Raw genomic sequence first — 20,912 nt, 5'->3', positions numbered from 1 at the left:
AGCGAGACAGAGCTATGCACGCTTATCCCTAATGAGAGCCTAACGAATGTGCCCCGCCGGCACCGGCGCCGGGCCCAGTTGGCGGCCCAATTCGCGGATCGCGGCAACCTTTTCGTGAAGTGGGGTCCAATCGTCATGCTCGTCGATGGCGGACCAGATGCGCTCCACCTCCTCGATCAGAACCCCCGGCGGGGCCGGTTCGTGCCAGATAGATGCATCCGTATCGGAGCTTGGGCGGCGCGTCCTGAGCAGATCACCGAAGGCGTCGTCACCCGCATTGCGACCGGCGCGATGGCGGAAATAGAACGTCTCCGGCGCATCGCCGCTGGCGACCATGGCCTTTTCCGCCGCCTGAATCAGCGCAAGGTCGGCCGCGTCGTCCTGTTGCTCGACGCCGAGACGCCAGCAGAAACGGCGATACATCGCCTGCTGGTAAAGCGGCGCGAAGCGATCGAGCGCGGCGACCAGCGGCTCGGTTTCCGCCAAAAGCCGCAGCGCCACGGCCAGTTGCCCGCAGTCCCACAGCACCGCCTCGGGCTGTCGGCCGAAGGCATAGAGGCCGGCATGGTCGAAATAGGCAGCGGTGAAGCCCGGTTCCCAGCGCGGTAGCCAGCGCCAGGGGCCGTAATCGAAACTCTCGCCCGACACATTGATATTGTCGCTGTTGAGCACGCCGTGAACGAACCCGGCGACCATCCAACTGGCCGCGGTATCGGCCATGCGCTCCACCACCTGATGCAACAGGATCACCGCCGGCTCGTCGCGGCCGGGCATGTCTTCGGGCGGCAGCGGGCCGGGGAAAGTGGCCAGGCAATAGTCGACCAGCGCCGCCATGTGCTCTGCATCGTCCATCGCCAACAGGCGCTGAAAGCTGCCTATCCGCACATGGCCGTGACTGAGACGCACCAAGGCCGCCGAACGCGTGGGCGAAGGCTCATCCCCGCGCCACAGCGATTCTCCGGTCTCCACCACCGAGAACGTCTTGCTGGTGTTTACCCCCAGCGCCTCCAGCATTTCGGTGGCGAGAATCTCGCGCACCGCGCCTTTCAGCGTCAGCCGGCCGTCACCGTCGCGGCTGTAGGGCGTCTGGCCCGAACCCTTGGTGCCAAGGTCCAGCACCCGGCCTTCACCGTCCAGGATCTGCGCAAACAGGAAGCCGCGCCCGTCGCCGATATTGGGGTTGTACACGCGGAACTGGTGGCCGTGGTAGCGCAGCGCCAGCGGCCGGGGCAGGTTGTCCGGCAGTGGTTCGAAACGTCCGAAATGGGCGATCCATTGCGCATCGTCCAGGTCGTCCAGACCGACCGCGCGGGCCCACCTGTCATTGCGGAAACGCAGGATATGTTTGGGGAATTGGGCCGCATCCACCGGACTCGCGATCCAGTCGGAAATAGCCTCGATACGGGGGGCAGGGCGGTAGGCACTTGCTTGCGGTTCGCTTCGCATCGGGCGATAGTGGCGATGGATGGCCCGTCGATCAAGGTGGGTGCAGGAGGTCGCAGGCTTCACAGATGACGGGTTTTGAAGATCGGTTCTGGTCGAGCCGCGATGGATTGAAGCTGCATTTCCGCGATTATGCCGGGCCCGAAGGCGTTCAGGACGGTCCTCCGGTGATCTGTCTTCCAGGGCTGACGCGCAATGCCCGCGATTTCGAGCGGCTGGCCCCCCGCCTTGCCCAGCAGCGCCGGGTGATCTGCCCGGACATGCGCGGTCGGGGCGACAGCGAATATGCGCGCGATGCCGCCAGCTACAATCCGGTGCAATATGGCGAGGATCTGATGGCCCTGCTGGAGCAGGAGGGGATCGACCGCTTCGCCGCCATCGGCACGTCGCTGGGCGGGCTGATGATCATGGGCCTGGCCACGATGATCCCGGACCGCCTGGCCGCCGCCGTCATCAACGATGTCGGCCCCTATCTCGAACCCGTGGGGATGGAGCGGATCAAGGATTACGTCGGTCAGGGGCGCAGCTTTCCCACCTGGGTCCATGCCGCGCGCGGGATCGAGGATACGCAGGGCGACGCCTATCCCGGCCACACGCTGGATTTCTGGATCGGCATGGCCAAGCGGCTGATGACGCTTTCCGGCAATGGCCGCATGGTGTTCGATTACGACATGAAGATCGCCCAGCCGCTGGACGCCTATGACGTCGACACCCATCCCGATCTCTGGCCGGCCTGGGAAGCGCTGGCGGACCTGCCCGTGCTGGTGCTGCGCGGCGAACTGTCGGACCTGCTCTCGGCCCCGACGCTGGAAAAGATGCTGCGCCGCGTGCCCAGTGCCGAAGCGCTGACGGTGGCCGATGTCGGCCACGCGCCGACGCTGGATGAGCCCGAGGCGGTCGCCGCGATCGAGGCGGTGCTGGCGCGGGCAAGCTGACCCACCGAACCATGCGCATCCTCCACCTCCATTCCAGTTTCGCGGCGGGCGGCAAGGAACTGCGCGCGGTGCGGCTGATGAACGTCTTCGGGCGGGGCATCGGGCATGAAGTGGTCTCCGCACAGCCCGGCGCGCTGGGGGCGGCGGCAGCGCTCGATCCCGCGCTGGACGTCGGCTTTCCCGAAGACTTTCCCAGCCTGCAGGGCCGCCCCACGCCGGCGCGGCTGTGGCGGATCGCGCAGGCCATGCAGGGCTACGACCTTGTCCTCACCTACAACTGGGGGGCGATGGACGCGGTGCTGGCGCATCGGCTCTATGCCGGGGTGTTGCAATTGCCGCCGCTGGTCCACCATGAGGACGGCTTCAACGAAGATGAGGCCCATGGCCTGAAGTCCTCGCGCAACCTGTTCCGCCGCGTGGCGCTGGCCGGGGCGGCGGCGCTGGTCGTGCCGAGCCGCCGGCTGGAGGCGATTGCGCGGCAGGCATGGCGTCAGCCGCCCGAACGCCTGCGCTTCATTCCCAACGGCATCGATTGCGGCGCCTTCATCGACAAGCCCCGGCCCGATGTGCTGCCGGGCATCGTCAAGCAGGAGGGGGACCGCTGGGTGGGCACGCTGGCGGGGCTGCGCCCGGTCAAGGACCTGCCCCGGCTGGTGCGTGCCTTCGCCGGCCTGCCGGACCCATGGAAGCTGGTGATCCTGGGCGAAGGCCCCGAACGCAGCGCCATCATGGCCGAGGCGGAGCGTCTGGGCGTGGGCCACCGCGTGCATCTGCCGGGCTTCGTGGCCGATCCCTCGCGCGCGGTCGGCCTGTTCGACCTGTTCGCGCTCTCTTCGAAGAGCGAGCAGTTCCCGATCTCGGTGGTGGAGGCGATGGCGGCGGGGCTGCCGGTGGCCGCGCCGGCCGTGGGCGACGTTGCCGACATGGTCGCGGGGGAGAATGCGCCCTTCATCGTCCCGGCGGAGGACGATGCCGCGCCTGTTGACGCTCTGGCCGCCGCGCTGGCCACGCTGGCCGATGCGCCGGCATTGCGGGCCCGCGTCGGCGCGGCCAATCGTGCGAAGGCGCAGGCCGAATACGACGAGGCAGCAATGATTTCCGCCTATCGCACGGTCTACGGGCAAGCAATGGGAGCGGAGGAACTGGCCTGACGGTGCCTCGTTAGTGTTGTTCCCTCGCGTATTATTCTGGGGCAAAGCACCGTTCAGCCGGGCTTCACCCCTTGCGGTCCACGCCAGATCATCGTTGAAAAGCCGCCACCATTCGCTAAACAGCCCGGCAACCATTCAGACATCCGCAGAAAGCGCCCGCAAATTGGCCCTGCCTCCTTCCGATAGTTCGACCTCCAATACCGTGTCTGCCCAGCGACTCGCCGCGCAGCAGGATGTATTCCTGCGCGAAGTCGACGATGCGCTGCGTCACGATCAGGTTGAAGGCTTCTTCAAGCGCTTTGGTCTGCCGCTGCTGGCGGTGGTTTTGCTGGGCCTTGCCGCGTTCGGCGGCTTCCTGTTCTGGCAGCACCGACAGGAAGAGGCGCGCGCCGCCAATTCCGAGGCGTTCACCCAGGCGATCGACGCGCTGAAGGCGCAGAATTTCGACAGCGCCAAGGAAAAGCTGAACGCGATTGCCGACAGCGGTTCGGACGGCAGCGCCACGTCGGCCAGGCTGCTGCTGGCGGGCATTGCCCTGCAGCAGAACAAGCTCGCCGATGCGCTGAAGCTTTACGATGCCGTCGCCAACGACGCCAAGGCGCCGCAGCCGATGCGCGATCTGGCGGTGATCCGCGGCACGGCCGCCAACTTCGAGGCGATGAAGCCCGAAGACGTGGTGGCCAAGCTGAAGCCCTATGCCGCGCCCGGAAACCCGTGGTTCGGCCCTGCCGGCGAACTGGTGGGTATGGCCTACCTCAAGATGAACAAGACCGATCAGGCCGGTCCGCTCTTCGCCGCCATCGCGAAGGACGAAACGGTCGAAGACGGTCTGCGCAGCCGCGCGCGCCAGCTGGCCGCCGCGCTGGGCGTCGATGCCGTGGACGATATCGTTGACGAGCGCGGCGAACCGCTGGGCAAGGGCCAGAACGGCCAGCCGAGCACACTTCCGGCGGCTCCCGCCGCTGCCGCGCCTGCCGGAGAATGACGATGTCGATTGAAAACATGCGCATGACCGCTGCCGATTCGAAACCGCGTGCTGCGCGGGGCCGGCAGGTTCGCGTTGCCTCGCTGATCGCGCTGGCGCTGGTGGCGGGCCTTTCCGGCTGCAAGTCTGGCGGCAAAGGCCCGAAGACGCCGACCGTGGGCGAACGCGTGCCGATCCTTTCGCGCATCGAAGCCGGCGCCAAGGTCGACCCCGCGCTGGAAGCCGTCTCGGTGATCCTGCCGCCCGCCACTGCCAATGCCGAATGGGCACAGGGCGGCGGCAATGCCGGCAAGTCCTATGGCCACCTGGCGCTGGCGGAAAACCCGCAGCGCGTCTGGACCGCGCAGATCGCCGGTTCCACCACGCGCCAGCGTCTGGCCGCCTCGCCGGTGATCGGCGACGGCAAGCTCTTCGTGATGGACACCGACGGCGTGGTGCACGCCTTCGATGCCGAGAAGGGCAGCCAACTCTGGACCAAGAATTTCGCGGTTTCGGGTGACAACACCAAGGCCATCTTCGGCGGCGGCGTCAGCTTCGATTCGGGCAAGCTCTACGTCACCACCGGCCTTGGCGAAGTGGCCGTGCTCAACGCCAACGACGGCACGCAGGTCTGGACCAAGAAGCCCGGCGGCCCGCTGCGCGGATCGCCCACGGTCAGCTTCAACGCCGTCTATGTGATGACGCAGGACAACCAGATCATCGCGCTCAACGCGGCCGATGGCGAAGTCCTGTGGAACGAATCGGCCTCGCTCACCCAGTCGGGCGTGTTCGGCGTGGCGACGCCGGCGGCCGGGCAGGGCACCGTGATCGCCGGCTATGCCTCGGGCGAGCTGGTGGCCTACCGTTACGAGAACGGCCGCCAGCTGTGGTCTGACGCGCTGGCCCGCACTTCGATCTCCACCGAAGTGGGCAGCATCACCGACCTTGACGCCGACCCGATCATCGATCGTGGCCGCGTCTATGCGCTGGGCCAGGGCGGCCGCATGGCCGCGTACGAACTGGTCACCGGCCAGCGTATCTGGGAACTCAACCTTGCCGGCATCTCGACCCCGGCGATCGTGGGCGACTGGATCTTCACGCTGGACGACCATGCCGAAGTGCTGGCCATCGCCCGCACCAGCGGCAAGGTGCGCTGGCTGACCCAGCTTACGCGCTACCAGAACGCGAAGAAGCGCAAGGGACCGATCTTCTGGGTGGGCCCGGTGCTGGCCGGCAACAAGCTGTGGATCGGCAATTCGCGCGGCGAAATCGGCACGATCGATCCGGGTACCGGCGCCTATACCAAGTTCCAGGAGCTGAAGGATCCGATCTCGCTGGCACCGGTGGTCGCCAACCAGACGCTTTATATCCTCGACGATTCGGGCCAGATCAGCGCCTTCCGCTGATCGCACGGACTGCGCGCGAAAAGGACAATGGGCCGCCGGTATCTTCCACGATGCCGGCGGCCTTTCCTTTGCGGCCGTTTAACCATTTGCCGCTAGGCCTCCTGCGATGACCGGCAGCCCTTCCAGACCAGCAAGCGACGTTTCGGCAGGCGTGGGCCTGACCGGGCTGGCGGCGCTGCTCGGCTGGCTGCTGGTGTGCCGCAATTGGGCGGCGATTGCCGATAGTTTCGCGCTTCCGGGCCCTCACGCGCCGATGAGCGGTCCTTACGCCGCCGTCGCCACCTTGTTCCTCACCGGCCTTGGCATGAGCCTTTACTCGCTGCTGGTGGACAAAGTGCACCGCCGCCCGTCGACCGGCATCGATTGGACCCGCACGCGGCCCTTTGCCGAAACGCTGGACATTTCCATCACCAAGCTGGCCGGGCTCTGGGCCACATGGGCGTTGATCGCGGGCTACTACTGCATCGGTCGCTGGTATTGGGACGGGCAGTACCTCTTCGCGATGGAAGTGATCGGCGCCGCGGCGGTGCCGCTGCTGGTGCTCTCGATCCCCTATGTGTTCTGGCTGGACCGCCATCTGGTCGAGCCGCGCGACGCGGCATGGCACTTCGGCGCGCTGCTGATCGGGCGCGAGGCTTGGGACATCGATCAGGTGAAGCGCCACGGCCGCGCCTGGGCGGTCAAGGCTTTCTTCGGCGCCTTCATGATCTCCATCCTGCCGGGCGGCTTCGCACAGATCGTCAACGCCGATTTCGCAAGCATGGCAGGCGATCCGGTCCGACTGGGGCTGACGCTGATCGCGCTACTGTTCCTGATCGACGTGCAGATCGGCACGGTCGGCTACATTTTCACCTTCCGCCCGCTCGACGCGCATATCCGCAGCGGCAATCCCTTGCTGGCGGGCTGGGTGGCGGCGCTGATGTGCTACCCGCCCTTCGTCTGGGGCACGATGGGCCGCGCGGACGTGCTGGGCTACGAAGTGAACACGCCGGGCTGGGCCTACTGGCTGCAGGGCCATACGGCTCTCCTGTGGCTCTGGGCGGCGCTGCTGATCACACTGACGGCGATCTATGCCTGGGCGACTTTCGCCTTCGGCCTGCGCTTCTCCAACCTCACCTATCGAGGCGTGCTGACGAACGGCCCCTACCGCTTCACGCGGCACCCGGCGTACTTGTCGAAGAACCTGTTCTGGTGGTGCTCGACGCTGCCGTTCCTCGTTTCCAACCACGCGCTGACCGATATGGTGCGCAACACCGTGCTGCTGGGCGTGGTGAGCGCGATCTACTACTGGCGCGCGCGGACCGAGGAAGCGCATCTGCTGGCGGAGGACGCCAAGTACCGCGCCTATCACGCATGGATGGCGGAGAACGCGCTGATCACGCGAACGCTGACGAAGCTGGGCGAAAGGCTGCGGCCGGGCGCGCGGGAGCCGCAGGCGGCGGAATAAGTATGAAAGAGAGCTGATCTCCTTCTGTTGGGAGATCTTTGATGCGGGCAATTGCGGTTTTTAAATCGTTCTTCCAGAGCGAAGTCGGAAGGAAATCGTTTTGGCATTGAGCAAAATTGCTTGGACGCGAAAGGGTGTAATTGTCATTGTCATATGTGTGATTGCAGTTTCATATCTAATATTGACTGCAATAGCGTTTTATGGCCGCGTATATATATGCCCTTCTCCGCTCCACCGTGTTTCTGAGGGCGAGATTTTGCGTAATGTCGCCGAGTACGTGCGTTCACGATCCGATTTTCCGGACGAAATTCGCGATATCGACCCAAAAAATTGCTGTGAAGTTGTTAACGAGCGGAGTTCGCCGGAAGATGCCGTACGTTTCAAAACTGTATTATTGAACAAATGGGTCGACATTGTTCGAGTAACATACGGCAATGATCCGAAAAAACAGCTCTACTTTCGGATAAATCAGTGTGGCCGTGTTGTTGCAGGCGACCAATAATGAGCGTTTTCTAAATAGCGAGAATTTCGCAGAGTCTTGGGGGATGATCCCCCAGACCCTCAAAGCGTCTTCGTCGTGCCTTGCCTATCCGTCCTGCGCTCCTTGCTGCGCGGCCAGTAAGTCTTCCGACGCAGCCATGGGCGTGTAACCGATAGGGCTGGGCGCTACGGGGACGGTATTGGGGGTGCAGGGGGGCTATGCTCCCCTGCTTTTTCCTTCAAACCTTCAGAAGCTCTTCAGCGCGTAGATCTTCGACAGATCGCCGCCCCACTCGCCATTGTAGAGGTCGAGCAGGCGCTGCGCCGGAACTTTGCCGGACGCGACGATCTCGGCCAGCGGTTCCAGATAGCCGGTCTCGTTGTCGCCGCCCGCGTTGAGCCGCGCGCGCGCTGCGAGGCCCGAACGCGAGATGTTCAGCACTTCGCCCGCGATATCGCGCAGGGTGCCGCCGCCCGGAAGCGGGGCGTCCAGCGCCAGCTTGGGTACGGAGTTGCGCAGCAGTTCGCGGCCTTCCATGTCCCAGTCCTTGACCAGATCCCATGCGGCGTCGAGCGCGGTCTGGTCGTAGAGCAGGCCCACCCAGAACGCGGGCAGGGCGCAGATGCGGCCCCACGGACCGCCATCGGCGCCGCGCATTTCGAGGAAGGACTTCAGGCGCACTTCGGGGAAGGCGGTGGAAAGGTGGTCCTGCCAGTCCGACAGGCGCGGCTTTTCACCGGGGAGCACCGAAAGCTCACCCTTCAGGAAGTCGCGGAAGGACAGGCCGGCGGCGTCGATATACTTGCCGTCACGGAACACGAAGTACATCGGCACGTCGAGCATGTAGTCGACATAGCGCTCGTAGCCGAAGCCATCCTCGAACACGAAGGGCAGCATGCCGGTGCGCGCGGGATCGGTGTCCGACCAGATGTGGCTGCGGTACGAGAGGTAGCCGTTGGGCTTGCCCTCGGTGAAGGGCGAGTTCGCGAACAGCGCGGTCGCCAGCGGTTGCAGCGCCAGCGAGGTGCGGAACTTCTTCACCATGTCCGCCTCGCTCGAATAGTCGAGGTTGACCTGGATGGTGCAGGTCCGCAGCATCATGTCGAGGCCCATCGTGCCCACGCGCGGCATGTGCCGCAGCATGATCTCGTAGCGGCCCTTGGGCATGATCGGCAGTTCGGCGCGGGTCTTGTCCGGCCACATGCCCAGGCCGAGATAGGCCTTGCCGATGTGATCGCCGATGGTCTTCACTTGCGCGAGATGACGGCCGGTTTCGGCGCAAGTCTGGTGCAGGTTTTCCAGCGGCGCGCCGGAAAGTTCCAGCTGGCCCGCCGGTTCCAGGCTGACGTTGCCGTCGCTGCCCTTCAGGGCGATGACGTTTCCGCCTTCGATGATGGGTTCCCAGCCGAACTGGGTCAGCGCGTTCAGCAGATCGCGGATGCCGCCTTGCTCGTCATAGGACGGGGCATGGTGGTCGGCGGTGTCGTAGACGAATTTCTCGTGCTCGGTGCCTATGCGCCACGCCTCGCGCGGCTTTTCGCCCGCAGCCATCGGCGCGGCGAGTTGATCCAGGCTTTCGATCACCGGATCTTCGCGATCCGAAACCTCACGGGTGCTCATGGGCGCGGAGTTAGAGTGCCTTCGGGCCGGACGCTAGAACTTTTTGTACCGACCGGTTTCTTTTGCGCCAGAGGCAAGGTTTTCGGGCGTTTTTAGCGGGATCGGAGTGGTTGATGCTTCCGGCCTAACGGTGGGGACTTGAGCCATTTACTCCGTCGCCCCCGCGAAGGCGGGGGCCCCGCTGTCTTGCGGCTGGGCTCAAGACAAGCGGGATCCCCGCCTTCGCGGGGATGACGAGGTATGAGTTGGGAAGGAAGCGGCGAGGAGTGAACGGGGGCGAGCTCTCACCAATCCCCCGAAACCGCCATCCACAGCGCGGTTGCGCCAATACTCGCCGTCTCTCCGCGCAAGATACGCGGCCCCAGCGTAATCGCGCGTGCCATCGGATGCGCGCGGATCAGCGCGCGTTCCTCTTCGTCGAAGCCGCCCTCCGGCCCCACCAGCAGTGCCGCCGGGCCCGAATGCGCGGCGAACTGCGCAGCGGCAGGCTCCCCGCCGGTCTCGTCCGCGAAGAACAGCGCGCGACCTTCGGGCCAATCGCGCAGCAGAGCTTCCAGTTTCACCGGATCGGCCACTTGCGGCAGTGCGGTGCGGGCGCATTGCTCGGCCGCTTCGGTGACGATGGTGGCCGCACGCTCGGCATTGAGCTTGTCGGCAACGCAGCGGCGAGTGATCATCGGCTGGATTTTCGCCACGCCCAGCTCGGTGGCCTTTTCCAGCACCAGATCGAAGTTCGGCTTCTTGAGCAGCGCGGCGCAGAGCCAGAAGTCCGGCACCGCCTCCCGCTCGCGCAGCCGATCACGCAAGATCAGCATGACATCGCGCTTGCCGGCGGAAGTCACTTCGCCGGCCCATTCGCCGGTTTCATCGTCGCAGAGGATCACGGCGTCGCCGGGGGCGACGCGCATGACTTTGGCAAGATAGTGCGCCTGCCCGCCTTCGATCGTGACGGATTGCCCTTGGGCAAGCGGCCCGGTCACGAAAAGGCGCGGTGCCGAACGTGGCGGCCAGGCGGGGGTGGCACCCATCTTGTACTCAGCTCCTACTTGGACAACGACTTAAGCAGCGATTCCCACTGCTTCACGCCCGGATCAAGCGTGGCAAGCGGCAGGCGCTCGTTCAAACCGTGGGAAAAGCTGTCTTCGGCACGCATGAAGCTGGCAGAAACGCCGAAAGCGGGGATGCCCTTCGCACGGAAATGCATCGAATCGGTGGCGCCCGCACTCATGCCCGGCACGATGGCGAGGCCCGGCGCGCGTTCATGCACGGCCTTCTCGACCGCCGCCAGCACGTCGGGCCGGAGCGGCGATTCGATGGATTCCAGCGTGCCGTTGTCCTTGAAGGCGATCTTGATCGCGGGGTTGCCGACCACTTCGGCCAGCGTGGCCTGCACCGATGCGCGGGTCGTGCCGGGGAAGATGCGGCAGTTCACATTGGCCTCCACCGACTGCGGCAGGGCGTTCGGGGCGTGGCCGCCCTTGATCATCGTCGGCACGCAGGTCGTGCGGATCACGCCGACATATTCGCGCTTGGCGGAAAGCGTCGCGGCGGCAGCGGCATCGTTCGGATTGGCGGCGAAAGCGCGCATCGCAGGGGCCACATCGGCAGGCGCGACTTTGGCCGATCCTTCGAGGTACGCCTTGGTCAGCGGGCTGAGCTGCACGGGGAACTTGTGGGTCCAGACCTTGTCGGCCGCTTCGCCCATCGCGGCGATCGGGTTGGTCGCGCCGGGGCGGCTGGAGTGGCCACCGGGATCGGTGAGCGACAGCGTGTAGTCCGCATATGTCTTCTCGCCCGCCTGGATCGAGTAGACGAAGGGCTTGCCGCCCGTGTCCAGTTCGCCGCCGCCGGAATCGCCGTTGAGCACCAGCGCCGCATTGGAAAGCGCGTCGGCCATGGCCTTGGTGGTGGCCATCTGCGTTTCCTCGTCGCCCGAGAAGCCGATGACGATGTCGCGCGCGGGCACCCAGCCGGCGCGCTTCAGTTCCATCACGGCGGCCAAGATCATCGACAGGTCGCCCTTGTTGTCCCGCGCGCCGCGGCCGAAGACGTAGCTGTTCTCGATCACCGCCTTGAAGGGATCGCGCTCCCAGTCGGACGGCTTGGCCTCCACCACGTCCATATGGGCGATGACGACCAGCGGCTTGGCCTTGCGATCACGGCCCGGATAGCGCGCGGTGAGGTAGCCGGTCTCGCCCAGCGACGTGAAGGTCACGTCCCCATCGGCAAAACCCGCCGCGACAAGGCGCGCCTTCAGGCTGGCGGCCAGCTTGGGCACTTGCCCGCGGCCGGCGACGGTCGGCGTCTCGATCGCTTCCTTCAGGATATCGAGCGCTTCCTTGCCAGCCGGCGTGACCGGCGCGCCATCGGCGGCGAGCGCGGGTGCGGCTGTCAGAATCAGTGCACTGGCGGAAAGTACGGCGGAGAAAGCGACCCTCGATTTTCTCATTTTCGTTTGGTTCCCCTGAATGTGACGCGGAAGCGACGAGCCGCCTTTGTTGCGCGATCACACGCCGGAAGCAACGCCGCGCCATGGGCAATTGTCACGTTCTTACATGACAGCGCGGGGTGTTTGCATTACCCCGGCCGCCGTGAGCGACTCTCTACTCGTCCCCGATACCGAACATCGCGGCCTCGTTTCCGCCCTTCCGCCATTGCCGCGCGCCTTCGCGATGCTGGCGCGGTTCGACCGGCCGATCGGCTGGTGGCTGCTGTTCTGGCCTTGCGCATGGGGTGTGCTGTTGGCGGGCGGCGAAGCGCGCTGGGGGCTGATCCTGTGGCTGCTGGCCGGCTCCATCGCGATGCGCGGCGCGGGCTGCGTCTATAACGACATCGTCGACGCCGATCTGGACCGAAAGGTGGCTCGCACGGCCAAGCGCCCGATCGCCAGCGGGATGGTCAGCCCCAAGGCGGCGTGGATCTGGCTGCTGGCGCTTTGCCTTGTCGGGCTGGTGGTGCTGTTCCAGCTCCGCCCCATGGCGCAGTTTGTTGCGCTGGGCAGCGTGGCACTGGTGGCGGCCTATCCCTTCATGAAGCGGATCACCTGGTGGCCGCAGGCGTGGTTGGGCATGGTCTTCACCTGGGGGGCGCTGGTCGGCTGGGTGGAGATCCGTAGCGATCATCTGGAAGTGCTGGCGGCGCTCTACATGGGCTCCATCGCATGGTGCATCGGCTACGACACGATCTACGCCATTCAGGACCGTGAGGATGATGCGCTGGTGGGCATCCGTTCCTCCGCCCTGCGCATGGGCACCCATGTGCGCGGCGGCGTTGCGGGGTTCTACGCGATTGCCGTGGCGTTCTGGGCGCTTGCGTTCTGGATGCTGCGTCACGACTGGGTGGCGATGGTGGGCCTTGTGCCGGTGGCGCTACATCTGGCGTTTCAGGTCATCACGCTGGACACCAAGGACGGCGACAATGCGCTTGCCCGGTTCCGCTCCAACCGTGACCTCGGCCTGGTGATGGCGCTGGCCTGTTGGGTCGTCGGAAACGCCGGGATCATCTGACCCCGGCGCCGATTTCAGTTGTAACTCACCAGTTCAAACTCGATCCCGTCCCAATCGAAGAAATAGAACCGACGCCCCGGCTCATAGTCCCCGTGGTTGAACGGTACGAGCCCCGCCGCGACCACCCTGCGCTCGGCCTCGTCCAGATCGTCCACTACCAGCCCGACATGGTTGAGCGGGGTGCCCTTGGCGAAACGCTCGTGTTCTTTCCGGTCGGTGTAGACCGCGATGTAGCTGAAATCCCCGCCGACATGGATCGTCTCGCCGCCATTGATCGCGGGGCCGCGCCAGCGTTCGTGCCAGCCGAGCAAGTCCTGCAACAGGGCGGACGAGCGATCGATATCGCTGACGGTGATATTGGCATGTTCGAGGCGGCCCTGGGCCATCGGAATGTCTCCTGCTTTTCCCACCGGTCGAATCGCCGGCCTGGCCTTCATGCAACCTCAAGTTAACTTGAGGTCAAACGGAAAAAGCGGCAGAAGAGGCGGATGGTCGAAGATCGCTTCATTTCCATCGGCTATCTGGCCCGGCGCACCGGGGTCGCGGTGTCGGCCATCCGGTTCTACGAGGAAAAGGGCCTGCTCACCGCATTGCGGTCCAGCGGCAACCAGCGGCGCTTCCTGCGCTCTGACATTCGCCGGGTGAGCTTCGTGCTGATCGCGCAGAAACTCGGCCTTGGCCTTGCCGAGATCGAGCGCGAACTTTCCAGCCTGCCGCAAGGCCGCACGCCGACGATGGAGGACTGGGAGCGGATCAGCCTGTCGATGCGGGAGGCGATCGACAGTAAGATCGCGCTGCTGGAACTGACTCGCCGCAAGCTGGACGAATGCATCGGTTGTGGCTGCCTCAGCCTCGCCAAATGCCGTCTTTACAACCGCGACGACGAGGCGGGCGCGCTGGGGCCGGGGCCGAGGTTCGTGCTGAAGTAAGCCGGTTTAACGGAGCGACGCAACAATCACTCCGTCGCCCCCGCGAAGGCGGGGGCCCCGCTTCCTTCTATCCCCGCTGCAAGAAAAAGCGGGATCCCCGCCTTTGCGGGGATGACGAGGTTTGGGGTCTCAGGTCTTGCTCTGATCGTTTGACCGAGTACCGCTCATTCCGCTGCCAGTAATTCCTCGGCGCCGACAAGGTCCACGCTGACGAGGCGGGAGACGCCCTTTTCGACCATGGTCACGCCGAACAGGCGGTGCATGCGGCTCATCGTCACGGCATTGTGGGTGACCACGAGGTAGCGCGTGTCGGTTTCCTTGGTCATCGCTTCCAGCAGATCGCAGAAGCGTTCGATATTGGCATCGTCCAGCGGCGCATCGACTTCGTCGAGCACGCAGATCGGCGCGGGGTTGGTGAGGAACAGGCCGAAGATCAGCGCCACGGCGGTCAGCGCCTGTTCGCCGCCCGACAGCAGCGTCAGCGACTGGAGCCGCTTGCCCGGCGGCTGGGCGAAGATTTCGAGGCCGGCCTCCAGCGGATCGTCCGAATCGACCAGCGCCAGATGGGCCTGACCGCCCTGGAACAGCCGCGTGAACAGACGGCGGAAGTGGCCGTCGACCGCCTCGAACGCGGCGCGCAGGCGTTCGCGGCCCTCGCGGTTGAGATTGCCGATGGAGCCGCGCAACCGGCTGACTGCTTCGGTCAGTTCGGCCTTTTCGGTGACGCTGACGCCAAGGCGCTCCTCCGCCTCTGCCAGTTCGTCGGCGGCGAGCAGGTTGACCGGGCCGATCCGCTCGCGCTCGGCAACGAGACGGTCCATGCCGGAGCCTTCGTTCTCGGCATGGCCGACATCGGCGGGGGCGAAGTCGAAGCGTTCGGCCAGCACGGGCGGCGGGCACTGGAAACGCTCGCCCGAAACGCGCGTGGTCTCCACGCGGCGGGCGTCCTCGTTCTCGGCGCGGGCAGCGGCGCCGGCGCGGTATTCGCGGGCGGAAGCCAGCGTTTCCTGCGCGGCGGAGAGCGCGGCGTCGGCCTTGCGCGCGGTTTCAGTGAGGGTGGCGACGGCGGCGTCCGCCTTGGCCAGTTCCTCGGCCAAGCGGTTGCGAATCGCCTCGCCCTGTTCGATCTGGTTCATCAGCGAGGCGGGCTTGGCGGCGATCACCGCGCGTTCGCTTTCGATCTCCTCAAGCCGTCCGCCCATCTGGGCGAGACGGTTGGCAGCGTCGCCGGCGCGGGCCTGCCAGCTTTTCATGTCGCCCGCCTGCGAAGCGGTGCGCTCGCGCGCGACGGCCAGCCCCTGATCGTGCGCGGCCAGTGCGGCGATGGCAGACTGGTGCGCGGTGCGGGCGGTGTCGTTCTTCAGCTTTGCGGCATCGAGCGCTGCGCGGCCGGTTTCCGGGTGAGGCAGGGCGGCGCGCTTGGCTTCGGCGGTGGCGACGTCCTGTTCGGCGGCCTTGCGCTGTTCGGCAAGTTCCTCTTCGGCGCGGGCAATCTCGGCGCGGCGGGCGGCGTGGCGCTGGCGGGCGTCCTCCGCCTGATCGACGCCGCGCAGGGCGGTGCGTTCAGCCGTGGCGGCATCGGCGATGGCGCGTTCGGCGGCGACTACGGCAGTGGAGAGCGCGGCAAGCTGCTGCTGTACTTCGGTCTGCCGCGCCTCGGCGGAGGAAACCGCCGCGCGCAGTGGCGGCAATTGGGCGTCGAGCTGCGCGAAACGGTTCTCCGCCTCCAGACGGGCCGCTTCGGCAGCGCCTTCGCCGCGCGCGATGAAGCCATCCCAGCGGCGCAGCACGCCGCTGCGCGTAACCAGCCACTCGCCGGGCCCCAACACGCGCGCATCGTCTTCGTCGGCGACATGCACCAGCGCAAGGCGAGCGGTAAGTTCCGGTGGGCAGAGGGTAACATGCGCGGCAAGGCTGTCCTTGACCGCAGCGGGGGCCTCGGCACCGGTCCAGAATCGGCCATCGGCCTTCGCGACTTCACCCAGCGGCGTGCGGGCATCGCGGCCGAGCACGGCGGCCAGCGCGCGTTCGTAACCGGGCGCGACTTTCACCGCGTCGATCGCGACCGGCAGGCCATGCGCGGCCTTGGCCCCTTTGGCGCGGGCCTCGCGGTCCTTGAGCAGTGCGGCATGCTCGCGCTCGATGCCGGTTAGATCGGCGCGGGCGGCGGCGAGGGCCGAGGCGGCCGTGTCGCGCTCCGCCTGAAGTTCGCCCTTGCGCGCCTGCTGCGCCTCCAGCCCTTCGCGGGCGGCGGCGAGGGCGGCGCTGGCCGCTTCGGCCCGCGAACGCGCCTCGGCCACGGCAGCATCGAGATCGCCCGCCTGCGCCAGAGCCTCGACTTGCGCGGCGAGGCGCGCCGCTTCGGCCGCAAGCCGGTCCAGCCGTGCGCGCGCCTGTGCCAGTTCGGCTTCGGCGATCCGCCATTCGGCCTCTACTCCGGCCTGCGCGGCAGTGGCCTGCGCCAGATCGAGTTCGGCCGCGCGGGAGGCGCGCTCCGCCCCTTCCAGCGCATTGGCAAGGCGGGGCCGCGCGGCCTCGTCCTCTTCCAGCTTGCGCTTGCCTTCGGCGAGTTCCTTTTCCAGCCGCTCAAGCGCCTCGGCGGCGTCGCGGGTCAGCCGGTCGGCATCGCCGCGATCTTCTTCCAGACGGGTCTTCTGGCGGTCGAGGTCCTTCAACCGCTGTTCGGCGGCTTCCAACTGGCTGGTCAGCGTCGCCATGCGGTGGCCCTGCGCGCTGGCATCGTCGCGCCGGTCGGCCAGATCGTCCCGCGCGAGGGTCAGCGCTTCAGCCGCCGCCGCCTGCTGTTTCTGCGCTTCGGCGGCGAGGTCCTGCGCGGCGGTCACTCGCAGTTCGGCGGCTTGTGCCTCCTTGCGTGCGGCTTCGGCAGCGGCGGCGGCATCGCGCCAGCGGGCGAAGACCACGCGCGCTTCGGCAAGGCGGATCTGGTCGGTCAGTGCCTTGTAGCGTTCCGCCGCCTTGGCCTGACGGCGCAGTGCGAGGACCTGCTTGTCCAGCCCCGCCATCAGGTCTTCCAGCCGGGCCAGATTGGCCTCGGTGGCGCGCAGCTTGGTTTCGGCGTCCTTGCGGCGGACGTGGAGGCCGGCGATGCCCGCCGCCTCTTCCAGCATGGCGCGGCGCTCTGCGGGCTTGGCGGCGATGACGGCGGCGATGCGCCCTTGCGAGACGAGCGCGGGGCTATGCGCGCCCGTCGCGGCATCGGCGAAGATCAGCGCCACATCCTTGGCGCGCACGTCGCGGCCGTTGACGCGGTACGCGCTGCCGGCGCCGCGCTCGATCCGGCGAACGACTTCCAGTTCCTCCCGCATGCCGGCGCTGTCGGCTGCGGTTTCGGCGTGGAGGACCACTTCGGCAAAGGCGCGGGGCGGGCGGCTGGCAGTGCCCGCGAAGATCACATCCTCCATCCCGCCGCCGCGCATCGACTTGGCAGAGCTTTCGCCCATGACCCAGCGGATGGCTTCGAGAAGGTTGGACTTGCCGCAGCCGTTGGGGCCGACGACGCCCGTCAGCCCCGGTTCGATGCGCAGTTCGGCAGGCTCTACGAAGCTCTTGAAACCACTGAGCTTGAGCCGCTTGATGCGCATCGATTCAGGTCAGATGAAGGGCCGGCGGCGCATCAGCGCGCGCCGGCTTCCTGCAGCTTCGCTTCCAGTTCCTTGAACTCCATCGAACCGACGTTGTTGCCGTTGATGAGGAAGGTGGGCGTGCCGGTGATGTTGAAGTCCTTGGTCGCCGTTTCGGTCTGGTCGGCCAGGGCCTTGGCGCGCGCGGTGTCGCGCAGGCAGGCGCTGGCCTGATCGCGCGAGATGCCACGAGAGGCGAAGAATTCGGTCATGCCGCTGACTTCGGCAATGGCGGGAAGCTGCTGTTCCTTGGGCATGCTCTGGATCGCTTCCAGGCGCGACTTGTCCGCCGCCTGCAGCTTTTCGAACATGTTGGGCTGCCAGGCCCAGAACTGCTCGGCCAGCGGCAGCGCTGCCTCGGTCGTGCTGCATGTGGCCAGCAGGGTGGCCGGGAAGTCATAGGCGTTGAGCATGAAGAAACGGATTTCGTAGCTCACGCGGCCGCTGTTGACGTACGTGTCGCGCAGCGTGCCGAAACCGTCGGTGGCGAACTTGGCGCAGTGCGAGCACGACAGCGCGCCGTATTCCACCAGCTTGATCGGGGCTTCGGGGTTGCCGATGCGGAAGCCGCCTTCGGGGGTCTTCTCGACGACGTCGGACCAGGTCTTGCCGGCAGGTGCGGGAACCTTGGCCAGTGCCTCGCTGGAGACGGGGGCCGAAGTCGAACCGTCGGTCGCCGCCTTCTTGCCGCAGGCGACAAGGCCCAGCGCGAGCGGGGCGATGGCGAGGCCGAGAACGATCTTGCGAAAAGCGGGACGGGTCATCGATGCGAATCCTCGAATGGAAGTGCGAAAGTTAGCGTAACGCGGGAGGCGTTCAAAGCACGGGGAAGGCCCGGAATGCCTGCTTTCCCACAGGATTCCGGGGGGCTTTGGTTCGGCACCGGCCCTCTCCCCCACCCGGCCACCCACGAAGTGTACCCTGTTGGGTGGCCGGGTGGGGGAGAGGGCCGGTGCCGCAAAATTCGCTTTCAGCGAATTTTCAAACAGACTCCTAGATCGAACCCTTGCGCTGGGCGGCTTGCTTGTCGGTCAGCGCCTGCGACAGGCCGGCCCAGTCATGCGCGTCCAGCAGCTTGCCATCCAACACGAAGCTGGGGGTGCTGTTGGCGCCGACGGCCTGCACCGTCTTCTGCTGCTGTTCCAGCTTGGCGAAGGCGCCCTTGTCGTTGATGCACTGGTCCGCCTGCGCGTGGCTGACGCCCCAGGGCGCGACCATCGAATAGAAGTCGAAGTCCGCCGCGATCAGGCGCATGCGGGCCTGGATATCGCCTTCATACCAGCGCTTCTGGCGGTCTTCGCCCAGGGTGTTCAGCTTCGCCATCCAGATGTCCTGCGTGGCGAGGAAGGCGTTGTGGCGCACGACGAAACGCTTGGGATCGCCGCAGGTGGTCAGCATGGCGATGGTCAGGTCGATCGGGTTGCGAAGCAGGTTGGTGATCGTCAGCGCGACCTGCCCCTTGGCCACCATGGTCTGGCGCAGCGGGGCGTCGGATTCCTTGGTGAAATGGGCGCAGTGCGGGCAGGTATAGCTGACGAATTCGGTGACCTGCGTGGCCGCCTTGGGGTTGCCCAGCATATGGCTGCCGTCGGCGGTGATCGTCACTAGCGAGCCCCAGTTGCCCGGGGCCGCCTTCTGTGCAGGGGCCTTCGCAGCCGGCTTGCGCGCGGGGGCGGCGCCGGTGACGAGCAGGGCGGCGGCTGCCAGCGCGCCGAATTTCGCGACATGCGACTTCGAAAACATCATCATTTCCCCTGTTTGTCCTGTTCGTCCCTGGCGGCAAGGCTGCGGGCCAGCGATTCCAGCACCGCGCGAAGTTCCGGATCGCCCACATCGCGCAGCGATTCGCCCAGTTCGAACGGCACCGGCTTCACACTGGGCGGCGCGGTCTGCGGCCTTGCAGCAGGTGGCGCCTTAACCTCGCCTTGCCGGATTTTCGCTTTGGCCACAGCCTTGTAGCCGAAGAAGCGGTTCACCCGCTCGATGATCTCGGGCACGACATGCTGGATCATCGGTGCATGGGCGGGGGCGACCACCAGCTGCAGGATGCCGTCGCACTTCTCACCCGGCGGAAAGCGGATCGATTCGGGAGAGCAGACGCGCGCGTGGCGGGCGCCGACGATCTCCGGCCAGCGCGTCACCACGCTCGATTGCACGAAGCCGAAGCGGCGGAATGCGGTGCGGCCCACTTCGGGCATAAGGTCCGCGATCATGCGCGCCTGGCCGCCGCGCGCACGTTCGAAGCGCTTCGGCGTCTTTGCGGTGTCCTTACCGCTGTTCTTTGGGCGATCCCGTTCCATTGTCGGCGCTCCAATGCCATAGGGCTGGCATGGACGCCAGCCGCGATACGATCTCCGAACTGCTTCTGGGCTGGTACGACCGCCATGCGCGCACGCTGCCGTGGCGCGCGGCGCCGGGAACGCCTGCACCGGAGCCCTATCGCGTGTGGCTGTCCGAAGTGATGTTGCAGCAGACCACGGTAGCGGCGGTGAAGGACTACTTCGCCAAGTTCACTGCGCGCTGGCCGCAAGTGACCGACCTTGCGGCGGCGGCCGATGAGGAGGTGATGGCGGCTTGGGCGGGGCTTGGCTACTACGCCCGCGCCCGCAACCTGCTGGCCTGCGCTCGCGCGGTGGCGGAGCGGGGCGGAGTGTTCCCCGATACCGAGGACGAATTGCGCGCGCTGCCGGGTCTGGGCGCCTATACCGCCGCCGCCGTTGCCGCCATCGCCTTCGGGCGGCGCGCGGTGGTGGTGGACGCGAACGTGGAGCGCGTCGTTTCGCGGCTGTTCGCTTTGGATGAGCCGCTACCCGGATCGCGCCCGGCGATCCGCGCGCTGGCCGATACGATCACGCCGGATGCGCGTGCGGGCGACTTCGCGCAGGCCATGATGGATCTTGGCGCCACCGTCTGCACGTCGCGCGCACCGCGTTGCCTGCTTTGCCCGTTGGCTGAACCCTGCAAGGCGCGGGCGCAGGGCGAGCCGGAGCGGCTGCCGGTCAAGGCGGCGAAGAAAGCCAAGCCGACGCGGCAGGGCCGGGCGTTCTGGATCGAGCAGGATGAGCATGTCTGGCTGGTCCGCCGTCCGGAGAAGGGGATGCTGGGCGGGATGCGCGCGCTGCCCGATGACGGCTGGGTCGCCCGCAGCGACGGCAGCGGCATGGGGCCGATCGACGGGCCCTGGGAGAATGCGGGGCGCGTCGGCCACGTCTTCACGCATTTCGCGCTGGAACTCTCGCTTCAGGTGCATACCGGCAGGTTGGCGGGCGATCCGCCGGGCGAAGGCGAGTGGTGGCCGCTTGACCGGATCGATGAGGCTGGTCTGCCGACGCTGTTCGCCAAGGCGGCGCGCCTGGCACTTGCGGAGGCCGCGTGAGCCTTTCCGCCCT

At 66.5% G+C, this 20,912-nt stretch carries 17 protein-coding genes; 8 read left to right on the top strand and 9 right to left on the bottom strand.

Translation table 11 applies throughout. The features are described 5' to 3' along the window. Positions 1-39: 39 nt before the first annotated feature. A complete protein-coding gene (locus ACZ1JV_RS24755; RefSeq protein WP_465150946.1) occupies positions 40-1,446 on the bottom strand; it encodes a protein adenylyltransferase SelO family protein in 1,407 nt (468 codons plus the stop codon). 65 nt (positions 1,447-1,511) lie between these two features. Here ACZ1JV_RS24755 and ACZ1JV_RS24750 point away from each other — a divergent pair, with 65 nt between their 5' ends. The 5 genes from ACZ1JV_RS24750 to ACZ1JV_RS24730 all read left to right on the top strand — a co-directional run bounded on the left by ACZ1JV_RS24750 (position 1,512) and on the right by ACZ1JV_RS24730 (position 7,346). Continuing rightward, positions 1,512-2,378, top strand: coding sequence for an alpha/beta fold hydrolase (locus ACZ1JV_RS24750; RefSeq protein WP_465150945.1), 867 nt, complete (start codon positions 1,512-1,514; stop codon positions 2,376-2,378). An 11-nt stretch (positions 2,379-2,389) separates the two neighbouring features. Further along, positions 2,390-3,529: a glycosyltransferase gene (locus ACZ1JV_RS24745; RefSeq protein ID WP_465150944.1), complete on the top strand. Its 1,140-nt coding sequence runs from the start codon at positions 2,390-2,392 to the stop codon at positions 3,527-3,529. 163 nt (positions 3,530-3,692) lie between these two features. Beyond that, entirely contained in the window at positions 3,693-4,514 is an 822-nt protein-coding gene (locus ACZ1JV_RS24740; RefSeq protein ID WP_465150943.1) for a tetratricopeptide repeat protein, read from the top strand. Positions 4,515-4,531: 17 nt separating this feature from the next. Next, positions 4,532-5,899: an outer membrane protein assembly factor BamB family protein gene (locus ACZ1JV_RS24735; protein WP_465152647.1), complete on the top strand. Its 1,368-nt coding sequence runs from the start codon at positions 4,532-4,534 to the stop codon at positions 5,897-5,899. Between the two features lie 106 nt (positions 5,900-6,005). After that, positions 6,006-7,346 carry a methyltransferase family protein gene (locus ACZ1JV_RS24730; RefSeq protein WP_465150942.1) on the top strand — a complete coding sequence of 447 codons (1,341 nt, stop codon included), beginning with the start codon at positions 6,006-6,008 and terminating at the stop codon, positions 7,344-7,346. 727 nt (positions 7,347-8,073) lie between these two features. Here the strand turns inward: ACZ1JV_RS24730 and ACZ1JV_RS24725 are convergent. The 3 genes from ACZ1JV_RS24725 to ACZ1JV_RS24715 all read right to left on the bottom strand — a co-directional run bounded on the left by ACZ1JV_RS24725 (position 8,074) and on the right by ACZ1JV_RS24715 (position 11,896). Further along, a complete protein-coding gene (locus ACZ1JV_RS24725) occupies positions 8,074-9,447 on the bottom strand; it encodes a glutamate--cysteine ligase (protein WP_465150941.1) in 1,374 nt (457 codons plus the stop codon). Between the two features lie 284 nt (positions 9,448-9,731). Continuing rightward, positions 9,732-10,475, bottom strand: coding sequence for a 16S rRNA (uracil(1498)-N(3))-methyltransferase (locus tag ACZ1JV_RS24720; RefSeq protein ID WP_465150940.1), 744 nt, complete (start codon positions 10,473-10,475; stop codon positions 9,732-9,734). Positions 10,476-10,489: 14 nt separating this feature from the next. Next, the gene (locus ACZ1JV_RS24715) at positions 10,490-11,896 is read right to left on the bottom strand and encodes a M20/M25/M40 family metallo-hydrolase (RefSeq protein WP_465150939.1); all 1,407 of its coding nucleotides are present in this window, start codon (positions 11,894-11,896) and stop codon (positions 10,490-10,492) included. A 106-nt stretch (positions 11,897-12,002) separates the two neighbouring features. Between ACZ1JV_RS24715 and ubiA the strand changes: the two genes are divergently transcribed. Next, positions 12,003-12,953, top strand: coding sequence for a 4-hydroxybenzoate octaprenyltransferase (gene ubiA, locus ACZ1JV_RS24710; RefSeq protein WP_465150938.1), 951 nt, complete (start codon positions 12,003-12,005; stop codon positions 12,951-12,953). 14 nt (positions 12,954-12,967) lie between these two features. On the opposite strand, the gene ACZ1JV_RS24705 is transcribed toward ubiA, so the two are convergent. Continuing rightward, positions 12,968-13,339, bottom strand: coding sequence for a VOC family protein (locus tag ACZ1JV_RS24705; RefSeq protein ID WP_465150937.1), 372 nt, complete (start codon positions 13,337-13,339; stop codon positions 12,968-12,970). A 102-nt stretch (positions 13,340-13,441) separates the two neighbouring features. On the opposite strand from ACZ1JV_RS24705, the gene soxR reads away from it, so the two are divergent. Next, positions 13,442-13,882 carry a redox-sensitive transcriptional activator SoxR gene (soxR, locus tag ACZ1JV_RS24700; RefSeq protein ID WP_465150936.1) on the top strand — a complete coding sequence of 147 codons (441 nt, stop codon included), beginning with the start codon at positions 13,442-13,444 and terminating at the stop codon, positions 13,880-13,882. A gap of 164 nt (positions 13,883-14,046) precedes the next feature. Here the strand turns inward: soxR and smc are convergent, their stop codons facing one another. The 4 genes from smc to ACZ1JV_RS24680 all read right to left on the bottom strand — a co-directional run bounded on the left by smc (position 14,047) and on the right by ACZ1JV_RS24680 (position 19,823). Then, complete coding sequence (smc, locus tag ACZ1JV_RS24695) at positions 14,047-17,484, bottom strand: chromosome segregation protein SMC (RefSeq protein WP_465150935.1); 3,438 nt, start codon at positions 17,482-17,484, stop codon at positions 14,047-14,049. 32 nt (positions 17,485-17,516) lie between these two features. After that, a complete protein-coding gene (locus ACZ1JV_RS24690; protein WP_465137185.1) occupies positions 17,517-18,287 on the bottom strand; it encodes a thioredoxin domain-containing protein in 771 nt (256 codons plus the stop codon). Between the two features lie 229 nt (positions 18,288-18,516). Continuing rightward, positions 18,517-19,272: a DsbA family protein gene (locus ACZ1JV_RS24685; RefSeq protein WP_465150934.1), complete on the bottom strand. Its 756-nt coding sequence runs from the start codon at positions 19,270-19,272 to the stop codon at positions 18,517-18,519. Beyond that, positions 19,269-19,823: a DUF721 domain-containing protein gene (locus tag ACZ1JV_RS24680; protein WP_465150933.1), complete on the bottom strand. Its 555-nt coding sequence runs from the start codon at positions 19,821-19,823 to the stop codon at positions 19,269-19,271. The genes ACZ1JV_RS24685 and ACZ1JV_RS24680 overlap by 4 nt, the downstream gene beginning before the upstream one ends. Positions 19,824-19,852: 29 nt before the next feature. Here ACZ1JV_RS24680 and mutY point away from each other — a divergent pair, with 29 nt between their 5' ends. Next, on the top strand, positions 19,853-20,899 hold the full coding sequence (mutY, locus tag ACZ1JV_RS24675; protein WP_465150932.1) for an A/G-specific adenine glycosylase: 1,047 nt from the start codon (positions 19,853-19,855) through the stop codon (positions 20,897-20,899). Positions 20,900-20,912 lie beyond the last annotated feature (13 nt).

This window comes from Novosphingobium sp. BL-S-19 (assembly GCF_055521675.1).
Note: the sequence above shows the minus strand (reverse complement) of the source record. Positions and strands in the feature narration are given on the sequence as shown.

Coding starts and splice junctions, on each gene's coding strand:
- ACZ1JV_RS24755 (WP_465150946.1), bottom strand. CDS start 1,446: ATGCGAAGCGAACCGCAAGCAAGTGCCTACCGCCCTGCCCCCCGTATC.
- ACZ1JV_RS24750 (WP_465150945.1), top strand. CDS start 1,512: ATGACGGGTTTTGAAGATCGGTTCTGGTCGAGCCGCGATGGATTGAAG.
- ACZ1JV_RS24745 (WP_465150944.1), top strand. CDS start 2,390: ATGCGCATCCTCCACCTCCATTCCAGTTTCGCGGCGGGCGGCAAGGAA.
- ACZ1JV_RS24735 (WP_465152647.1), top strand. CDS start 4,532: ATGCGCATGACCGCTGCCGATTCGAAACCGCGTGCTGCGCGGGGCCGG.
- ACZ1JV_RS24730 (WP_465150942.1), top strand. CDS start 6,006: ATGACCGGCAGCCCTTCCAGACCAGCAAGCGACGTTTCGGCAGGCGTG.
- ACZ1JV_RS24725 (WP_465150941.1), bottom strand. CDS start 9,447: ATGAGCACCCGTGAGGTTTCGGATCGCGAAGATCCGGTGATCGAAAGC.
- ACZ1JV_RS24720 (WP_465150940.1), bottom strand. CDS start 10,475: ATGGGTGCCACCCCCGCCTGGCCGCCACGTTCGGCACCGCGCCTTTTC.
- ACZ1JV_RS24715 (WP_465150939.1), bottom strand. CDS start 11,896: ATGAGAAAATCGAGGGTCGCTTTCTCCGCCGTACTTTCCGCCAGTGCA.
- ubiA (WP_465150938.1), top strand. CDS start 12,003: ATGACAGCGCGGGGTGTTTGCATTACCCCGGCCGCCGTGAGCGACTCT.
- ACZ1JV_RS24705 (WP_465150937.1), bottom strand. CDS start 13,339: ATGGCCCAGGGCCGCCTCGAACATGCCAATATCACCGTCAGCGATATC.
- soxR (WP_465150936.1), top strand. CDS start 13,442: ATGGTCGAAGATCGCTTCATTTCCATCGGCTATCTGGCCCGGCGCACC.
- smc (WP_465150935.1), bottom strand. CDS start 17,484: ATGCGCATCAAGCGGCTCAAGCTCAGTGGTTTCAAGAGCTTCGTAGAG.
- ACZ1JV_RS24690 (WP_465137185.1), bottom strand. CDS start 18,287: ATGACCCGTCCCGCTTTTCGCAAGATCGTTCTCGGCCTCGCCATCGCC.
- ACZ1JV_RS24685 (WP_465150934.1), bottom strand. CDS start 19,272: ATGATGATGTTTTCGAAGTCGCATGTCGCGAAATTCGGCGCGCTGGCA.
- ACZ1JV_RS24680 (WP_465150933.1), bottom strand. CDS start 19,823: ATGGAACGGGATCGCCCAAAGAACAGCGGTAAGGACACCGCAAAGACG.
- mutY (WP_465150932.1), top strand. CDS start 19,853: ATGGACGCCAGCCGCGATACGATCTCCGAACTGCTTCTGGGCTGGTAC.